At 39.0% G+C, this 18,668-nt stretch carries 16 protein-coding genes; 14 read left to right on the forward strand and 2 right to left on the reverse strand.

All coding sequences use genetic code 11. The annotated features are described in order from the left end of the window. Positions 1–72 precede the first annotated feature (72 nt). The 7 genes from DWW10_RS08230 to DWW10_RS08260 all read left to right on the forward strand — a co-directional run bounded on the left by DWW10_RS08230 (position 73) and on the right by DWW10_RS08260 (position 8,722). On the forward strand, positions 73–1,593 hold the full coding sequence (locus DWW10_RS08230; protein WP_118421201.1) for a glycoside hydrolase family 28 protein: 1,521 nt from the start codon (positions 73–75) through the stop codon (positions 1,591–1,593). Between the two features lie 179 nt (positions 1,594–1,772). Continuing rightward, entirely contained in the window at positions 1,773–2,192 is a 420-nt protein-coding gene (locus tag DWW10_RS08235; RefSeq protein WP_022394138.1) for a hypothetical protein, read from the forward strand. A gap of 312 nt (positions 2,193–2,504) precedes the next feature. Next, complete coding sequence (locus DWW10_RS08240) at positions 2,505–3,386, forward strand: FecR family protein (protein WP_182021370.1); 882 nt, start codon at positions 2,505–2,507, stop codon at positions 3,384–3,386. A 1-nt stretch (position 3,387) separates the two neighbouring features. Further along, positions 3,388–6,183 (forward strand): TonB-dependent receptor, encoded by a 2,796-nt coding sequence (locus DWW10_RS08245; RefSeq protein WP_022394141.1) that lies wholly within the window; start codon positions 3,388–3,390, stop codon positions 6,181–6,183. Between the two features lie 32 nt (positions 6,184–6,215). Beyond that, positions 6,216–7,307, forward strand: a complete 1,092-nt coding sequence (locus tag DWW10_RS08250; RefSeq protein ID WP_022394142.1) for a DUF4249 domain-containing protein — start codon at positions 6,216–6,218, stop codon at positions 7,305–7,307. 9 nt (positions 7,308–7,316) lie between these two features. Continuing rightward, positions 7,317–8,066, forward strand: coding sequence for a hypothetical protein (locus DWW10_RS08255; protein WP_022394143.1), 750 nt, complete (start codon positions 7,317–7,319; stop codon positions 8,064–8,066). A gap of 302 nt (positions 8,067–8,368) precedes the next feature. Continuing rightward, the gene (locus tag DWW10_RS08260) at positions 8,369–8,722 is read left to right on the forward strand and encodes a hypothetical protein (protein ID WP_007660134.1); all 354 of its coding nucleotides are present in this window, start codon (positions 8,369–8,371) and stop codon (positions 8,720–8,722) included. 137 nt (positions 8,723–8,859) lie between these two features. Here the strand turns inward: DWW10_RS08260 and DWW10_RS08265 are convergent, their stop codons facing one another. Together DWW10_RS08265 and DWW10_RS08270 are read right to left on the reverse strand one after the other, a co-directional pair. Beyond that, positions 8,860–9,612, reverse strand: a complete 753-nt coding sequence (locus tag DWW10_RS08265; protein WP_022394144.1) for a LytR/AlgR family response regulator transcription factor — start codon at positions 9,610–9,612, stop codon at positions 8,860–8,862. 127 nt (positions 9,613–9,739) lie between these two features. Then, positions 9,740–11,770, reverse strand: a complete 2,031-nt coding sequence (locus DWW10_RS08270) for a tetratricopeptide repeat-containing sensor histidine kinase (protein WP_022394145.1) — start codon at positions 11,768–11,770, stop codon at positions 9,740–9,742. A 1,237-nt stretch (positions 11,771–13,007) separates the two neighbouring features. Between DWW10_RS08270 and DWW10_RS08275 the strand changes: the two genes are divergently transcribed. The 7 genes from DWW10_RS08275 to DWW10_RS08305 all read left to right on the forward strand — a co-directional run bounded on the left by DWW10_RS08275 (position 13,008) and on the right by DWW10_RS08305 (position 18,656). Continuing rightward, positions 13,008–13,196: a DUF445 family protein gene (locus DWW10_RS08275; protein ID WP_022394146.1), complete on the forward strand. Its 189-nt coding sequence runs from the start codon at positions 13,008–13,010 to the stop codon at positions 13,194–13,196. A gap of 60 nt (positions 13,197–13,256) precedes the next feature. Next, positions 13,257–14,021 carry a hypothetical protein gene (locus DWW10_RS08280; protein WP_022394147.1) on the forward strand — a complete coding sequence of 255 codons (765 nt, stop codon included), beginning with the start codon at positions 13,257–13,259 and terminating at the stop codon, positions 14,019–14,021. Continuing rightward, a complete protein-coding gene (locus tag DWW10_RS08285; RefSeq protein ID WP_022394148.1) occupies positions 14,018–14,287 on the forward strand; it encodes a hypothetical protein in 270 nt (89 codons plus the stop codon). Before DWW10_RS08280 ends, DWW10_RS08285 begins: the two co-directional genes overlap by 4 nt. 87 nt (positions 14,288–14,374) lie before the next feature. Further along, complete coding sequence (locus DWW10_RS08290; RefSeq protein ID WP_022394149.1) at positions 14,375–15,481, forward strand: hypothetical protein; 1,107 nt, start codon at positions 14,375–14,377, stop codon at positions 15,479–15,481. Positions 15,482–15,552: 71 nt separating this feature from the next. Then, a complete protein-coding gene (locus tag DWW10_RS08295; protein ID WP_022394150.1) occupies positions 15,553–16,188 on the forward strand; it encodes a M48 family metallopeptidase in 636 nt (211 codons plus the stop codon). A gap of 71 nt (positions 16,189–16,259) precedes the next feature. Beyond that, positions 16,260–16,697 carry a hypothetical protein gene (locus tag DWW10_RS08300; protein WP_147350462.1) on the forward strand — a complete coding sequence of 146 codons (438 nt, stop codon included), beginning with the start codon at positions 16,260–16,262 and terminating at the stop codon, positions 16,695–16,697. Between the two features lie 3 nt (positions 16,698–16,700). Next, positions 16,701–18,656, forward strand: coding sequence for an AAA family ATPase (locus DWW10_RS08305; protein WP_022394152.1), 1,956 nt, complete (start codon positions 16,701–16,703; stop codon positions 18,654–18,656). Positions 18,657–18,668 lie beyond the last annotated feature (12 nt).

Genomic DNA, 18,668 nt, shown 5'->3' on the forward strand with positions numbered 1-18,668 from the left:
TACTTTAGCGGTGAATTTTTCAGTAGAATTCATAGAGATCAGATGACAATTAATAATCAATACTTTAATTATATGAAAAGAAGATATACCTTTTCCCTACTCTTGTCTGGAGCGCTTCTTTTTTCGTGTGCACACCCCCGACTGGATACTGATAACTTTGAATGGGGAAAAATCCCTCAACAACCGGATTTCTCCTGGGCAGAGAATGTAGGTAGCCGGCAATTACCGGATAGTAGTACAGTGGTATCCGCTAACTCCTTCGGTGCTGTTGCCGATAGTACGGTTCTTAGTACAGATGCCATTCAAAAAGCAATAGACAGTTGCGCACTCTCCGGAGGAGGAACCGTTACGCTGCAACCGGGTTATTATCTGACAGGAGCACTTTTTGTCAAAAGCGGGGTTAATCTGCAAATAAGTAAAGGCGTGACCCTGATAGCCTGTTCTGATATTCATTGTTATCCGGAATTCCGCTCACGCATTGCAGGTATTGAAATGGTATGGCCCGCAGCAGTAATAAATATCATCGGCGAAGAGAAAGCATCTGTCAGTGGCGAAGGGACTCTGGATTGCCGGGGTAAGATATTTTGGGATAAATACTGGGCTATGCGGAAAGAATATGAAGCCAAAGGTTTACGCTGGATTGTGGATTACGACTGTAAGCGTGTCCGCGGTATCCTCGTTGAAAACAGTTCGGACGTCACTCTAAGTAATTTTACATTGATGCGTACCGGTTTTTGGGGATGCCAGATTTTATACTCTGACCACTGTACAGTAGACGGATTAATTATTAATAACAATATTGGCGGACGTGGACCCAGTACGGATGGCATCGATATCGATTCATCCACAAATATCTTGATAGAAAACTGTGAAATAGACTGTAACGATGATAATATATGCCTGAAGGCGGGTAGAGATGCTGACGGTTTACGCGTGAACCGTCCTACAGAAAATGTAGTGATACGCAATTGTATCGCTCACAAAGGTGGAGGATTGATTACATGCGGCAGCGAAACTTCCGGCAGCATACGCAATGTACTGGCTCACGACCTCAAAGCCATGGGAACTTCGGTTATATTACAACTGAAAAGTGCCACAACCCGTGGTGGAACCATCGAGAATATTTTTGTAACCCGGGTAGAAGCCGAAAATAACCGCAGAGTTCTTGGAGCCGAGCCTAACTGGAATCCTAAATACAGCTATAGTACACTGCCTGAAGAGTATAAAGGTAAAGAAATACCGGAACATTGGCAAACGATGCTCACCCCGGTAGATCCCCCAGAGAAGGGCTATCCTCATTTCCGTAACATATACTTATCCCATGTCAAAACAACCTATGTACGGGAATTCATTTCCGCCTCCGGTGAAAATGACTCATTACGCCTGGAAAATTTCTATCTGCATGCTATTGAAGCACAGGCTCAGAAGGCAGGAATGATCCGTTTTACACGGAATTTCAACGCGACAGAAATAAAGCTCTCAGTACCGGAACCTCATTCTATGCTGTTAGAGGAAAATGAACAGAGTAATATCCGGATAGAATATGTAAAGACTATCAGCAATCAAAATACTGTTGAGAATCAAGCTAATTAAAGTATAGCCTCTTTATATCGTATGGCTCTTGCTGGATAATACATGATCCAACAAGAGCCATAATCATATATCCCCCCCTCTTCCACACATTAACACATTTTAGTTTTATTCCTATAGGGAGTTCTTTTTCCGCCCCTGTCTTTAATTATGAACTATAAACTAAACTAAATTAAAACAGTATGAAACAACTTTGTAAAAAAATGGCGGGAGCTGCAGCTATTCTCTTCATCCTTGCCGCATGCAGTGAGAACAATTCCAATTATCCCGAAGAGTATGTAGGCTTTGACAAGACTACCAAGAATTATTCATTCGACAGAAGTAAAGATGTTGAAGAGTTCGACATTAAAATTATCGCCGCAGAGAAGAAAAAAGAAGATCGGGAAGTCCTTATCAACGGAGTAAGTATGCCAGGACAAACTGTCGTATTCAGCATCGAGGATAAAAAGGTTATTATTCCTGCAAAAAAGAAATCTGCCAATCTGCGTGTGAAGATCTATCCCAAGAAAATTAAAAATAAAGCAGAGTTTCGTATAGTCTGTATCCCGCAGGACAAGGAAGCAAAAAGAACACAAATCACGGTCTACCTGGAACCCAAATAACCTGAACCTGACTTTCACTATAATAAATAACTCAAGTTTCGCAAGCTCAACTTTCGCAGTCAACAAGGCTTCAGTTGACAAGGGAACAAGGCAAGAATGTCAGACTTTTCATGAGAATACGATAGGTGAGAATTGTTTGTGAGACTATCTCCCTTGTCACCTTGTCAACTGAAACCTTGTTAACTAATAAGTTGAGCTTGCGAAACTTAAATAAATAACGAGAATGAATCAGCAAAAGATCCAATTTCTCAAATAAAAAAGGATTTAGCGTAGGGAGTTTTTTCATTTTAACTGTCTTTATAGGAAAGAAAGATGAAGAACATGGAACAAGATTTTGAAAAAATACTCAATAAACTCGTAGCCTCCACCCGTTCGCCGAGAGGAAAATTTTCCAAAGCTAACAGTTGGATACTTCTTGAAAAACGGTTACCACGTCTGCAACGCCGCATCCTTTCATTGCGCACTATGGCGAGTGCAGCCGCCGTTGCCGTGCTTTGCGTACTGGGATGGTGGGCATACTATATGTTCGCCCCGGTACCATTGCAAACCGTATCCACGCTGGCAGAAACACGTAGTATAACGCTACCCGACCAAACAGAAATAGTACTGAACCGCTATTCAACTCTGACTTACCCCGAACGGTTCAGAGGAAAAGACCGGAAAGTACAGTTGCAGGGTGAAGCTTACTTCGAAGTCAGTAAAGATGCGGCACACCCTTTCAAGGTGGAGGCCGAAGCGGTTATAGTACAAGTTTTGGGTACTCATTTCAATATCGAAGCCTATCCCGAAGATGCGCAAGTTAAAACAACGTTACTGGAAGGTTCTGTAGCTGTCAGCCTCATCGGTAAAGAAGAAGAAAGCCTGGTACTCTCACCTAACGAAAGTGCCATTTACAATAAGGATAAAAAGAGCTTAACTTTACACACCGAAAAGGATGCATCGGAAGAGATTGCCTGGAGAAACGGAACACTGCTTTTTAAAAGTATTCCCCTGCAGGAGATTGTCCGGCAACTTTCCAATGCTTTTCATACGGACATCCGTATAGAAGATACTGATTTGCAGAACTACCACATGACGGCTACTTTTTCCGATGGTGAAACATTGGAAGAAATCCTTTCTTTGCTTTGTCGCAACCAAAAGTTTGGATACACAAAAACTAATGACACTATAACGATCACACAAAAATTAAACTAGAATGAAATCCTCTATCTGCTCACCCCGCACCATCAGGAAATTATTCCTGGTGGGAGCGGTTCTCCTCTCGACCTGTACTCTACAAAGTACGCTCGTATTTGCCACTTGTGTTTTACAGGCCAACCCTTCACAAACGCGTTTTAGTATTAAACTACAAAATGCTACGTTGGAAGAGTTTGTGAAACAAATGGAACAAAAAACAGGTTACAGCTTCATCTATGGAGAAGAAGTACGCTTGAATAGCCGTATCACATTGGCTGTCCGCGATCTCACTATCAATGAAATCCTGCGGAAGGCTTTTGAAATGCAGCCTATAGGCTTCGAAATATCAGGAAAACATATTTTGCTACATAAGCGGCCCATGCCGCAGAAAACCGTAAGCCGACGGTTCACGATCAGCGGATACGTGACGGACGGAGCGTCTTCCGAGACGCTGATTGGTGCCAATGTTCTCGATAGTCGTCAGCGTGTGGGCACTGCCACCAATCCTTTCGGTTTCTATACCCTCACCTTACCTGAGGGAGATGCAGAATTAAGTTTTTCGTATTTAGGGTACGAAACACGGCACAGTTCGTTCCCGCTAAACCAAGACACCGTGCTCAATATTCGCCTGAACACTAATAACGAACTGGCGGAAGTGATCATACTTTCGGATAAAAAGGAAGCTGGTATCCAAGCCACCGCCATGGGTGCACATGAGATTCCCATGGCACAAATACAACATACACCCGCTGTACTGGGGGAGGCTGATATATTGAAAACCATCCAGCTAATGCCAGGCGTACAGGCAGGAACCGAAGGCTTCTCCGGTTTATATGTACGTGGTGGAGGACCGGATCAGAACTTGATATTGCTGGACGGTATTCCTATATATAATGCCGACCACCTATTGGGTGTTTTCTCTATCTTCACACCCGAAGCTGTGAAAAAGGTTACACTGTTCAAGAGTTCTTTTCCGGCACGCTATGGCGGACGTCTTTCGTCTATTGTAGATGTGCGTACCAACGACGGGGATATGAAGCGTTATCATGGCGCACTGAGCATAGGTACACTCACTGATAAAATACATTTGGAAGGACCTATTATCAAAGATCGCACTTCTTTTTCGCTTAGCGGACGTGGTACGCATACTGCTTTTTTATCTAACTTATTCACAAGTGATGGAGAAAGTTACAATTATTACTTTTATGATCTCAATGCCAAGGTCAATCATAAATTCAGTGACCGTAGTCGCCTTTTCCTTGGTTTCTACCACGGAAAAGATCATTATCATTTCAGCCTCAAAGAAGACTATACATACGGCGATGAAGGATCAGAGACTTATCAGAAGAATAATTATAATGATAAAACGAGCCTGAACTGGGGAAATACCATTGTATCAGGACGTTGGAACTATGTATTCAACAATAAACTATTCAGTAATACTACTATAGCTTTCAATAGCTATCGAATGCAGTTACGCAGCAAATCTATAGAACATCGTATCATTAGCAAAGAGCAATATGGTTTTCAGTACCATTCGGATTATCGTTCGGGGATCCGTGACTGGAGTTTTCGGACAGATTTCGACTACACCCCTATTCCTGCACACCACATAAAGTTTGGTGTGGAATACTTATACCATACCTTCCGTCCCGAAACAACTACCTCGAAAATGAAGGAAGAAGAAAACGGAGAAATAGGACAAGATACTTTATATCACGGAATTTCAAACAGCTATCTGCATGGACATGAAGTTTCAATCTACGCAGAGGATAATTTCGACATTGGAAGTCGCACCAGCATAAATGCAGGAGTTCACTTTTCCCTATTTAACACACAGGGTAAGAATTACTTTTCAGCACAACCACGAGTTTCCGTCCGTTATCGATTCGATCATGACTTCTCTGTAAAAGCATCTTTCTCTCAGATGGCACAGTATGTACATCAATTGTCATCTACTCCTCTTGCCATGCCTACAGATCTTTGGGTACCTATCACTAAAAATATACGCCCTATGTTTTCCAATCAATACTCCATAGGTGGATATTATACAGGAATCCCTGGTTGGGAGTTCTCAGTAGAAGGCTACTACAAGCAAATGCGTAATGTACTGGAATATCAGAATGGTGTTTCATTCTTCGGAAGTTCTACTAACTGGGAAGATAAAGTGGAAATGGGTAAAGGGCGTTCAATGGGAATAGAATTCATGGCGCAGAAAACAATGGGTAAAACCACCGGATGGCTGGCATATACTCTGGCAAAAGCGGACCGTCAGTTCAAAGAAGGTGGCATCAACAATGGTGAACGTTTTCCTTATAAATATGACCGTAGACATAATATAAGTCTTTCCCTTAACCATAAATTCAACAAACGGATTGATGTCGGCGCTTCTTGGGTGTTTAACAGTGGAGGAACAGCTACCATACCGGAACAACAAACCGTTATCATCAAACCTGATGGTAGCATCACACAGGCCAATTATATCTCCAGACGTAATAATTATCGTCTGCCTTCCAGTCATCGCCTGAACCTTGGTATAAACTTCAATAAGAAAACGAAGCATGGCATGCGCATCTGGAACATTAGCATTTACAATGCTTATAATGCAATGAACCCAACATTAATCTATACCAAACAACGAAACAGTGATTATTATATGGATAAATATTATGAAAATCAGTACCATAATAATAAATTTTGGTACCAGAGTGATGATGGGAATATGTACGAAGCTTATGACAAAACAAAAATTGTTATCAAAAAGCTGACTTTATTGCCAATCATTCCATCTGTTACCTATACTTATAAATTTTAAGAAGAACAGTTATACTATAAATTCAGACGAAAATGAAAACAAGAAAATTTTTCTTATACCTTATTATATATGTAGGTATCAATCTCTTCGCCTCTTGTGAGAATGAGATCCCCTACACCCCACCATATCGTGAACCGCAACTCATTATGAATGCCCTTCTCGATGCCGGTGAGCATGAGAATTTCGTCTTTCTTAGTGTAAGTGGTATAGAGGGTATCTCACATGTTGAAACTGCCAGCCTTACTCTTTACATCAATGGACAACTTGCCGAAACTCCCGAAGAACTACCTCCATTGAAGCCTATCGGTAGTCTGGATGTAGTTTATGATCCAGACGCACCTCTCAATAATCTTCCTGAAATTGCAAAGCGAAAGAAGTATCGTATCACCACGACTCTGAATCCTGGAGATAACATTCGTCTGGAAGCTATAGCAGAAAACGGGAAATACCATGCAACAGCAGAAGTGACTGTCCCTTACCCTGTAAATACGATTCAGGTGGATACATGCCTCGCCAGACTCAAAGAATACAATGGTTGGAATACTTACCGCCAATTTAAAATCACCTTGCAAGATCGTCCCAATGAAAAGAATCATTATCGGCTGGACATACGAAATGACATCACCGTTTACGGGCAATATAACAACTATAAAGACACCATTGTCTACTCACGGTATACAGATTTGATAAATCGGGAAGATATCATATTAACAGATGGAAAGCCCAGTAATAGTGAAGATTACGAAGATGATCCGTTCGGTAGTTACATTGAAAACAAATACAATGTTTTCACAGATGGACGCTTTTCCGGCAGTACCTGTACACTGAAAGTTTACACCCAGCTTTATAATAATGATTATTCAGGACTTTATAACGTCACTCGCCGCTCCAAAAGCATCACTGTCCGCCTGCTCAGTATCAGTGAAGCAGAATTTCGCTATCTGAAAGCTTTAAACTATCTGGAATCAGACAACTATGAGGAAGCACTCATGGAACCTGTTATCATACCAAGCAATGTAAAAGGCGGTCTCGGATTTGTAGGAATCAGTTCGGAAACAAGAATGACAATGCAGCTGCCTGATGAGATTATTGACAATGAAAACTTACCACCATATACTCAATAAGATTATACCATGAAGCATTATATTCTTCTCTTGTTAATAGCCGTGTCTTTCTGTTCCTGCCGAAGTTCGCGCAGCATGCAGAAAGAATTGAATGGCATGCGTAGCAATCTTTTCTATGAGCTTATTTCGCAAGAATATACCGGCAAAGTCAAAGACAGCATCTATCTGGATTTTATAGATTACTCCAACACTGATTATTACAGCACTATCAAGCGGAAAGGTGGTTTCTTCATTCCACTGATTATCTTTAATAGACAACAGGATCGCTTCCGCACACGGCTGGGTGAGCATTCTCTCAGCCAACTTTATCGTGAATTCCTCACGGATGCATTATTAACCGAATGTAATAGTAGTACCTGCTTCCAATTAATAGATAACAAAGACAATCAAGTTCCCGCTGACTCTGTTTACCGCCTGGAGGTAAAAGTCAGGCAGAATGAAACAATTGGTGGTGTTGTTTTAAATGAAAGCGGATTTATTTGGTTCGAAGGTGGTTACATAACCTTGCAAAGCGCTCGTTACCGCCCGGCACAAACTCAACTTTCCATTTCTATACGTTTTTCGCACCATGGCAATTGCTTGCTAGACAAAACCTACAATGTCAAGCATAAGCAGTCTCGCAGAGATCGGAGCTATGAAGATTCCTATGCCGCCAATCAAGGCTGCCTGGATGATATGGCAGAATGTCTGTCACTTGCCACCCGGGAAATTGTTGAAGAAATCAGCCAGGAGCTGAATTTACTCATGTCCGCCCGATAGCCTATTATACATTCCACGCAAAGCATCCACTATCATTCTGATCGACCGTGTACGATAACCATATTACATTCATATTACAAAAAAGACCTCAAACAATCAAAATAACATCATATAATTGATCTATATCAAAAAATAGTCATCTAAACAGTACTTTCTTTCTTTTTCGTTTTTGTGTTATAAAACATATTTCTATATTTGCACAGGTAAAAAGAAAAAGCTAAGCGCTTAGAGCTGTTTTCAATAGGTATTAGATTTTTAGAGTTAGAATTGTTTTTAGGTATAACAAATTAAAAGTAGGTATTATGAAACGTTTAGGATTAACATTAATGGCAGCAGTCTGCCTGACTGCTACGACATTTGCAGCAGGAAATCAACCTACAACTGCAAAATGGGATGGTAACATCAACGTAACCAAGTTGAGTAAATATTTGAATTTATCCGCTGACCAGCATGAAGAAGTAGCAAACATTTGCGATTACTTCTCTACACAGATGGAACGCGCTACAACTGCCAAGAAGGATCAGAAAAAGAAACTTCACAATGCAGTTTATGGAAACTTGAAGTTGATGAGAAAAGCACTGACTGACAAACAATATGCTGAATATGCAAGAGTATTGAATGTCACTTTGCAGAACAAGGGTATCGAAATGAAATAATTTCACGTCGATAATTAGGAATATCCTTTTTGATTAATAAATAAATTGTAAAAGAGGGCGCTGAACATTACGTTTAGCGCCCTCTTTCCTTTGTCAACACTATCTAAGTGCCGACTCCCTAACCAATATAATTTCATTTACAAACAATATCTGTCTTGTAGTTCCTTCTTATGCTTTCTTGAGACTAAAAGTTCTGTTATCTTATCAAAAGGAGGATACAATATACATTTGTTATCTTTAATAATCATCAGATAATCAATATTAATAATATAAGACTGATGTATCTGGACAAAACAAGGCGAGTACTGAATTATCTGTTCAGCAGTCATTCCACGGCGCAAGACCAACGGCGGCTGATTATTAAGCACCACTTCCCACTGCCTGCGATCGGAACAATACCGGAAAAAACCAATTTCAGCAGAACGCAATGCACGCATATCATTTGTCGGAGTAAATACAATGAACGTTTGTCCACTATTCAGTGGCATTCTCATAGGTAATGCCGCTTTTTGTCTCGCCTCAGCCTGTTTCACAAAACGTGCCAATATATCTTTCAATTCTTGCTCTTCGAAAGGTTTTAATAAATAGTCAAACGCAGATTCACGAATGGCCTGTATCATATATTTGTCGTAAGCTGTATAAAAAACAACCCGCATATTCCACGAAACATCATCCCGAATATCCTCCAGCAGTTCCATACCCGTCATATCCGGCATTTCCACATCCAGAAAAAGCAAATCAGGTTGTATCTTAGCAATCACTTTTTTGGCTTGCTTACCATTCCGGGCTGTCTTTTCCAAAGAAAAACGCACATCTTTACTTAACTCGAAAGTCAAATTCTCGAGTGCTACATCATCATCGTCAACTATTATAACTTTATATCTATTCATGTCTATTTCATGTATCTTTTGACGAATGTAGAGATTATATTGTTTTCAGGCAAAACCCTCAAAGTGATTTTATAGATTATCCGGTGATTATTCGTCCTATCCTTGCTAAAAACGAGATTAAACATTATTATTTAATCCTATAATCATACTTATCCGGCAGTAGGAAAGTGACTTCACATCCAATTTCACCATTGGATAAAGAAACATTATGTATAGCTACATCTATTGTTTCCTTATTTTTCATATTCAATATCTGAATTGTTTGCATAATAACTTTCATACCTGTACCAGTTCCCCTGTTCCGGCTATTTGGACGATAACCTCCACCATTATCCCTGATTTGAATAGAGATTCCATTGGCTTGGCGAGCAATAATAATCCACAAATTTCTTTCTCCTTCCTTCTCTTTCAGAGCATGCTTCACCGCATTTTCTACAGGAATCTGTATCAACATAGAAGGCAGCTGAACTTGCTCAGGATTCACACCTTCACCAATCTCTATCATCGGATGGAAAGTTATCCCTAATGAGCGACGCTCCAAATCGATATAGGTTTTCACAAAATCCAGTTCTTCTGCTAAAGTGACACATAATTGCTCAGCCAGTTCCAAATTACGCCGCATCAGTTTGACCAAGGAAGATAGTTCCTGCTTCTCTTCCGCTTTCCTTCCTGCCATTTCCTGATTAAGCACATTAAAGATGAAATGAGGAGATAAGCGGTTACGGATATTTTCCAAACGAAGTGAAGAAACTGTACGACGGTTTTGAGCTAACAATAACGCACGCTTCTTCTTACTGTACAGATAGACAAAAACAACCACCAGTAAGGTAATAGTGGTAAGGGCAATCCATAAGGTCTCCATCTGCCGAAGTTCAAGAACTTCATTCTCCTTTTCCCGGATAAAAACTTTCTGCGCCATCACTGTAGAATCCTGCTGGTAACGCAAGGCCAGATCAGCCGTACGCATCTCTACACGCTCATTACGGATAGAATCATCCATCCGATTATTTTCTTTCAAATAAAAATATGCCTTCCGATAATCTCCCGTTTCTTCATAATATTGCTGCAGATACTTATTGCGTATATTCACCATATCCGGATCAATATCCGGTGAAGTTATGCTTTCTGATAAAATACGCCAAGCTTTAGGCAAGTCTTTCTGAATCAGTGCCAATTCTATTTTCTGTGTATCAATATAATAAAGTGCAGTTGTTATTCCTGTTTTCTCAAAAAAAAGTTGGCACTTGTTGATATATTTAGCTGCAGAATCGGGTTCATCCACTTGCAAGAAGCAATCTCCCAAATTCAACCAACCCAAGTTCAACTCGAAAACCATATCGGGATAACCTTCAACAAGATCAGTTACTTTTCGGAAATAATCGATAGCCGTTTCATAATCTCCCCGATAATAATAAGAAGTCCCGCGGTTGTTCAGATAGAAATGCTTCTCAAAAGGCAACATGTCCTCATAGCTTCTGGCCGCAAGATTATAATAATAATCACATTGCTCAAAATCACGCAAAGCCACATATATCTGTGCTAGTCCATAATAAATCGGCGGTTTCTTTGTAGAAGTGATATTTAGTGAATCGCACAATAACAGTGCTCTCCTGTACCATGCCGCTCCCACGTCCAATTTACCTAAACGGTTAGTAGCATCAGCCAGATTCATCAGAATATCAGGTACAACTTCTATTTTAGTGCCATGCATCCGCAGTTCATAAGCTTTTCGGAAATAAACTTCTGCAGAATCCATATGCCCTGTACGCGCATAGATATTCCCCTTCATATTAAAACAATCAGACTGTAAATCTGCCAATTGCGGAGAGAAGGGCTGTCTTTCTGTGAAATCTTCGATTTGTTGTATTAAGAGCCGGGCAGAATCCATATCAGAAGACATCATACAAGTCTTAGAAGCCACAATCAGATAGTTATAACGTACCAGACTGTCTTTAATTTCTTGCATTTTTTGCAATGCTTGTGTACGTACTTTCCGAGGAGCAATAGATACGGAATCTCCATTTGCTGTGAAAAATGCTTCGAATGCTTGCATCTCATCTTGTTCTATTTTTTGTTTGTGAGGTGTACAAGCCGCCAAGACAACAAATGCTATTACTACAATGCATAGTAGTCTTTCAATCCACATTATTTTCCACATAGTACGAGAATTAGCAATTTATTCGCACAAACATACTGTTTTTTGATGATATACAATAGTAGTTTATTAAATTTTCCGGAAAAATTATCGCATTTATAACTTGAACTCAGGTCTCAATAAAAGTTAGTTTCATTTTACCCTCACTACCACCACTCTTGAAATAGATCGGTGATATTTAGAATATTAAGTATGAGTGAGAGTAAAAAATAGCGTGAGAGTAGAAGGCTTACTCTCACGCCCGATTTTTACATTTTTACGCTTTATCCTCCTCTGTTACAAGATAATATCCTATATACGGTGTATATATCAAACGCACCCGTAATCTATGTTTTTTTGTTTTTTTCCCGCATAAACGGCAGATATACCCATTGTAGTCGACTTCATTATGACGCGAGCTTACGAAGACACGACCTTACAGTATAACTTTGTTAACTCCACATGGTAACTCCATTTACATGCCGAAGTAAAGGCATTTACACCCTTAGGTAAAGGGCGTTACAATAGGAGGTAAAGGGCGTTACATCCTTCGGTAAATGCTTTTACCACGCCATGCAAATGCAATGTAAATGCAATACACTGATAATTAACCCACTAACGAAACAGAAAAGGTTCATCCTCATTACTGTTCTTTTCCATGGTTCATAGATAATACTATACGAGATTTTTTGCCAGTCAATTGCTTTATTTGAAGTTCCGCAAGCTTTGTAAAAAGCTTAAGATAGTTTTTTATGGGTGCATCTGGAAAACAAAGAGTATCTGATCTTATTTATAAAATTATATAAAAACAGGAAATATCTTACTTACAATAAGTTAAGAGCTTGTCAACAAGAAGTTAACTCTTTGTAAGCAAGAAGTTAATTCCTTGTCGACAAAGAGTTGAACTTCCATAAGAGACTAATTATCAGACACAAGAGCATAAGATATAGAAGTCATCTGTATGCGATATTATTACTGTAAACTCAAGAAACCAGTTTCAGACTCTAAGCTAATCCGTCTTTTCAACCCTAACTCTTAATAAAACTGTCAGAATAATCCTCTTTTTAACCAGAATAAGACATCTTTTCGGCAGAATAAGAGTATCTGAACAAATTGTTGTTTGCACATAAAGTATTATTACTTTATTTTTGAACAAATATAGTATAGCTCTTATATCATAATACAAAAGACGTTAAATAACAGGTAACAGCTAAATTATTGGAGCCGTACTACCTTCTAATTTAACAAAGAAGGAAAGAATATGGAAACACAATTAATAATAGGCCCCCTTGTAGGAGCAATCATCGGACTCATCACAAATGGCATTGCCATAAAGATGATATTCAGACCATTATATGCTAAATATTTATGGGGATGGAAATTGCCATTTACCCCCGGTTTGATTCCTAAAGAAAAAGGTAGGATGGCAAAATCTATAATCTCTTCATAAGAAAGTCATCATTCGATAAACAAACTCAATATACTTTTTACAAATAAATCTATAGATATTATGAAATACCCCAAAGGAATTTGCAATAAAATAGAAATATCATCCCTCTCATTACCTCAGCTCATTAAATTACTAAAACAGCAAAATACTTTTGCTGAACATGAATTTGTCCGTCGTATCTCCAACAATGCAAAGCAGGAAGTTCAATACTTTCTAAATGAATACTCTATACCTATGCTTAACAGCATTGGAAAAGATATCCATGCAGATGTCACTATAGATACATCAGGCCGAGTTTTATATTATCAAAGTCTAATAGCACCGTATTATTTCTTTATCTCAGCCCAAAACCTCGAATGGCATAAGTTATGCTTGTTTAAGAATAAGGATGATGCAAGCCTCGCCTCATATCTATCTTGTATAACTTCTCGCTTCTTCCGTAAGGAAAAGATGAAAGAAGATAATAACAGCTTAAATAAAAATTCCATTTCTGTGCAAGAAAATGAAGACGTAGCTATTCTATTAGAACAGAGGGAAGATATTGATGAAACAATTGATCCCACTCTTTTATCACTTGCATTAAAGGCCAAAGACAGGTTACCAGATGAACGAGACCGTAAAGTAATAGAGCTTCTCATTATGGATGATACTGATACACTTGATGCATTTGAAGAACTGTCAGCTTATATTGTACCAAAAAAATCACCACCTATTAAGGATTGGGACAATAAACGAAAACAAAATGCAGTTTCCCTACTCAAACTAAGGGCAAAAGAGCACTTAAGAATTGAATTTCAAAAACTATTAAAAGAAGAAAAAATATGAGAACATATTTTATTACCGATGCAGAACTTATTGCCTACATAGAAGGCAGGCTATCACGATCTGAGAGAAAGTTTCTCTATTCTCGACTGCGTGCTAACAATGAGCTGGAACTTTTAGCAACTATAGAACGCAGTTACCTTGCGCTTAATAAAGATATGGTTGATGAACTTCTTGGAGAAGACACTTTCTATGATGAAAAGTCAACAGCAAAAGACTCATTCACTATAGCGGCAAGTAAAATCGATCCAACCAAAGATTTCAGATAAAAAGACCACCAATAACTGAAAGAAAATACAGAGTTGAGACTCTATATAAATAAACAAATTAATTTACTCATTAAAAAAAGAATTATTATGAATGTAGATTTCAACAAACAGCAGTTCCAGCAAATGATGGACAGAGCGTATCAATTTGGGAGTAACCGCCCAAGTGGAATGACCCAAGATGAATATTGCCAACAATATATCATTGACCATCTTCCCAATATAAGTCAGAGTGAAGCACAAGAAATTATTGCAAAGATAAAAATTGGCATTGATACTTTCAACCGCGGCATTGACACTTTTGCAACAGAAGATGGATTTAATCACCAAGCAGCAATTACATCTCTTATTAAAGGAAAAAGCCAACAAGAATGCTTCGATCTTTTAGTGAACATCCTCCTTGTAGCACGTGTTTCCAAAATTGATCCATCAGAACTCAACACACTTACAGACGAGCAACTCAAAAGTCTTCGTGAACAGATTATATCCGGACGCGAAATAGCAGATGACACCATTGCAGTGCTCCAACAAGAAGCTATTATTGCCATGGAAGAAATGAACATTCTCGGAGCAAATATCCCCGAAAGTATTGAAAATGCGACTGGAGACATCACAGAATTACGTAAGTTTCTCGCGGACAGTGACAACACACTTTACACCGCCGTTTTGACTTATATCGATAGCCGTAACGGTAAAATAAACGAACTCAGCGAGTCAACGCCTGAAAACATCGGTATGACAGTTGCCGCCGGTATTCAAGAAGCTAAAGTTACCACACAATTGCAAGACAACATTATTGATCTTCCCACTTGGGCCAAATGGATTAAAATAATTGGTGGGGTATTACTCTGGGGAACACTTCTTCTCAGCGGTATCTTTCTTGCGTTTTTCGGTATTATGCCTTTATGTATGCTAATCTTCAATTGGCTCGGAGCCGGCACATTCGCAACAATTATCGCCCTAGCTGTCGCTCTTTATGGCTCTTTTGAAGTTTCCGAATTCATCCAAAAATATCTCATAGAACCAACTATTAATAAAGCGGGCGAACTTTATGACAAACTCATTCAATGGATCGAAAAGAAACGTCAAGATAACCCTGCAACAATGGAGGCTGTACAAAATCTTGAAACTTCTGATGCAAATATTATGGAAACCGAATCAGGCACAAATGTACAACCGCAAGTGGTCCTTGAATAATAACCATGCGTAACTATTGAGGGTAATTCTATACCCTCAATAGTTAGTTCTTACATAATAACTTAAGCAAAATGGAACCTATAACACTAGCACTCCTGGCAGTTGGAGTCTCAGTCACTTATATTATAAAAGTGGCAATAAAGAATTATAATACAGCACAACAGCTTCGAGATATTATAAACAAACATACCAATTATATTGACGCAACTTATGAGCCACATGGTAATGATTTACAAATGGCAGCAGCTTGTACAGAATCCCTAAACAGGAATTTTAAAGGAGAAGATATCCTTTCATGCTGGAATAAGATGTCAATTGACGAACGTAAACAAAAAGTAATAACACTTACTAAAGAAGCTGCTTCTATCATGGGAGTCGAAGTTAACAATATTGTTTTCGATGAATCTACAACACGCTATGGATCTTATAGTCCAAATGGTACTATTTGTTTTAGCGAACCTTTTTTAGCATGCGACAGCCAAGGAGAAATAATACGCACCATCTATCATGAATTGAAACATGGAACCCAAGAGAAAGCAATCCAAGCGGGAACAAATAATCCGTACGGCTACGATACGCCAACACTGGTCGTTTGGGTAGAAAATAATCTCAAATATGAAAATGGTGACCAAGATTTTCTGTTTTATTACGGACAACAAATCGAAGTTGATGCTCGCGGATTTGCCCAATCAGTATTCCAAGGATAATACATTCAATTGTATATAAACAACTATATAATAAAATTATGCGACCCTTATTCAAGAAACTATACATCTATTTGAAAAGTAGTAACCCCAATGTATCAATTCGTAGTTTTTTAAACATCTACGTCGAAGTATTGGGAACATGCCAATCCACCAAAGAAGCTATTGAAGATTGGCTTGACACAGGAAAATTACCTAATAACGAGGTAAGGATAAAAGATAATCTACTCACCATAACAGTAGAAAGTCTAGTGAAGGATATGAAGATGAGCCCATTGCGAGCTTTACTAACAATTGATACTATTGCGCGTAGACCAGATGCATCAGCAGACATACTGAATGCCTGGCTACATCGTCCTGTTGTATCAGAAAGCATTGAAGAGTACCGAAAAAAAGTTGATCCTGAGATTCTTAAAATGGCAGATGAATTAATGGCAAAGGAAGAAGAAGAATATAGATCTCAGAATTCTGAAATAATGGAAGCTATTGATAAGTTATCAAAACAAGAGTAAAATATGAATCCAAAACACTATCTCCTTTCACAGCAAGGAGGACTAACAGAGGAACTAAAAAAAACACTGTTGGCCGAGATTCCTATTGTGTTTATTATTACAGATCAATTAGGACTTGTACATGAAGTTATATACAAATCACATCGTCTTATTGCACCGGTAAGTCGCAAACCAATGAAAGTTGACAAAGTCAACACTTCACAAAATGGGACTTCTGTCGTTCTCATGTCTGCAGACAAGACAAAAAAGCCTCAAAATCTTTTTGCAAAAATTCCAATAGAAGTGAATGAAGACACAGGCGAAGTTAAGACAGATATAGAAGTTCCTTCACTTTTCCTCCAATTCCTTCCTGCCGGAGCACAAGATGCCGGAAATCCTAACACCAAAATCTGGCAGGATATCTACAAAGGGTTACAAAATCTCACCAGAGTTTCTAATGGCTTTGGCTACGAAGATATGGACTATTTAACAGTATCCGCACTCCGTCACTCTATGGCAATTATTGTCACCCCTCAGATACCATCTATTCCGGCTGACTTAAAGCCTTACAGCAAAGTCATTTGGCTTGAAGCTATGAAAGAAGATGAAATTACAGACCTCATTGCACAATTAATCAAAAAGCACGACGATAAAGAGATTGACCGTACAGGAAAAGAAATGAATTTTCTGGTACGACAGCTAAAAGGACTTTCTGTAATTAAAATAGAACAAATATTTCGTCGGTTAAAATTAGAGATCGGGCAAACCACACGTAAAAACCTCATTGAAGAATACAAGAAAGAGTTCGAAAAAATCATCACTGATGAAAAAGCCGCACTGATTCGCACATCACCTATTCTTGAATATGTCAAACTTGGAAAAAAGCAAGAAGCAGCTGGCATGAAACGTTTTGACAATTGGTTAACAGAAGTAAAACCACTAATTCTAAACTATGAACAAGCTCTCACGGAAGCGAGAATCAGTGCTCCTAAAGGAGTTTTACTTTCCGGCATACCCGGTTCTGGCAAATCTCTTATGTCCAAGACTATTGCTCGTAGTTTGGGGTTACCCCTAATCCAGTTAGATATGGGTAAACTTCAATCAAAATATGTCGGTGAATCTGAACATAATCTTGAAGAAGCACTACACCTTGTTGAAGCCATGTCACCTTGTGTGCTTTGGATTGATGAAATTGAAAAAAACTTCGCCGGTGTTTCCGGAGGTGCCGGTGATGGAGGAGTAACAAAACGTATGTTTGGAAAGTTTCTAACTTGGATGCAAGAGAAAGACGAGCACGGTGTCTGTTGCTTCATTGTTGCCACCTCAAATGATGTCTCATCCCTTCCACCGGAGCTTTTTCGCAATGGACGTTTCGACCGGAAATATTTCTCATATATGCCATCAGCAGAAGAATGCCAAGCAATATTCAATGGAATTGTTTGTGGACAAGAAGCTGCTTATGCCGAAGATCATGCAACAGGACACCTTTTTGCTGAAGAAATTCTGAAAAAAGAATACTTTGCTCCTTTTCTTGATAACCTCATACTTGAACGGTATGATAAAGATTCAGGTCACATCAAACCTAACAATAAGTTTGTCACCGGAGCTGACATAGAAGCAATTATAGAAGGAGCAAAGAGGCGTATATACCATTCCGGAACTAAATCGACTGTTGTATTCACTCGCAAAGCTTTTAACGAAGCTCTGAAAGAGACAATTTCCGAAACTCGAACCTATGGAGAAACCAATCTGCTTGATATGGTCAAATGTTTTGTTCAACTCTGCAAAGATAATTTCAGCTGTGTCGGAGAAAAAGAGGTCATTCCCTTTAGCACTGTTGATTTATTTACAGATAAAGAAGATGAGCATTTTTGCTGGAACACCAATTATCTATCTTCACTCTGCAAATATGATGAGCAACTCTACACATGTACAGGACTCGTCATTACAAAACGCTGGAAAGATGTTTGTCCCCGCTAATTAAAAATAATA

This window comes from Bacteroides intestinalis, from assembly GCF_003464595.1.
In the GTDB taxonomy this organism is placed as follows: domain Bacteria; phylum Bacteroidota; class Bacteroidia; order Bacteroidales; family Bacteroidaceae; genus Bacteroides; species Bacteroides intestinalis_A.

Coding starts and splice junctions, on each gene's coding strand:
- DWW10_RS08240 (WP_182021370.1), top strand. CDS start 2,505: ATGAAGAACATGGAACAAGATTTTGAAAAAATACTCAATAAACTCGTA.
- DWW10_RS08255 (WP_022394143.1), top strand. CDS start 7,317: ATGAAGCATTATATTCTTCTCTTGTTAATAGCCGTGTCTTTCTGTTCC.
- DWW10_RS08290 (WP_022394149.1), top strand. CDS start 14,375: ATGAATGTAGATTTCAACAAACAGCAGTTCCAGCAAATGATGGACAGA.
- DWW10_RS08265 (WP_022394144.1), bottom strand. CDS start 9,612: ATGAATAGATATAAAGTTATAATAGTTGACGATGATGATGTAGCACTC.
- DWW10_RS08230 (WP_118421201.1), top strand. CDS start 73: ATGAAAAGAAGATATACCTTTTCCCTACTCTTGTCTGGAGCGCTTCTT.
- DWW10_RS08295 (WP_022394150.1), top strand. CDS start 15,553: ATGGAACCTATAACACTAGCACTCCTGGCAGTTGGAGTCTCAGTCACT.
- DWW10_RS08285 (WP_022394148.1), top strand. CDS start 14,018: ATGAGAACATATTTTATTACCGATGCAGAACTTATTGCCTACATAGAA.
- DWW10_RS08280 (WP_022394147.1), top strand. CDS start 13,257: ATGAAATACCCCAAAGGAATTTGCAATAAAATAGAAATATCATCCCTC.
- DWW10_RS08270 (WP_022394145.1), bottom strand. CDS start 11,770: ATGTGGAAAATAATGTGGATTGAAAGACTACTATGCATTGTAGTAATA.
- DWW10_RS08245 (WP_022394141.1), top strand. CDS start 3,388: ATGAAATCCTCTATCTGCTCACCCCGCACCATCAGGAAATTATTCCTG.
- DWW10_RS08260 (WP_007660134.1), top strand. CDS start 8,369: ATGAAACGTTTAGGATTAACATTAATGGCAGCAGTCTGCCTGACTGCT.
- DWW10_RS08275 (WP_022394146.1), top strand. CDS start 13,008: ATGGAAACACAATTAATAATAGGCCCCCTTGTAGGAGCAATCATCGGA.
- DWW10_RS08250 (WP_022394142.1), top strand. CDS start 6,216: ATGAAAACAAGAAAATTTTTCTTATACCTTATTATATATGTAGGTATC.
- DWW10_RS08305 (WP_022394152.1), top strand. CDS start 16,701: ATGAATCCAAAACACTATCTCCTTTCACAGCAAGGAGGACTAACAGAG.
- DWW10_RS08235 (WP_022394138.1), top strand. CDS start 1,773: ATGAAACAACTTTGTAAAAAAATGGCGGGAGCTGCAGCTATTCTCTTC.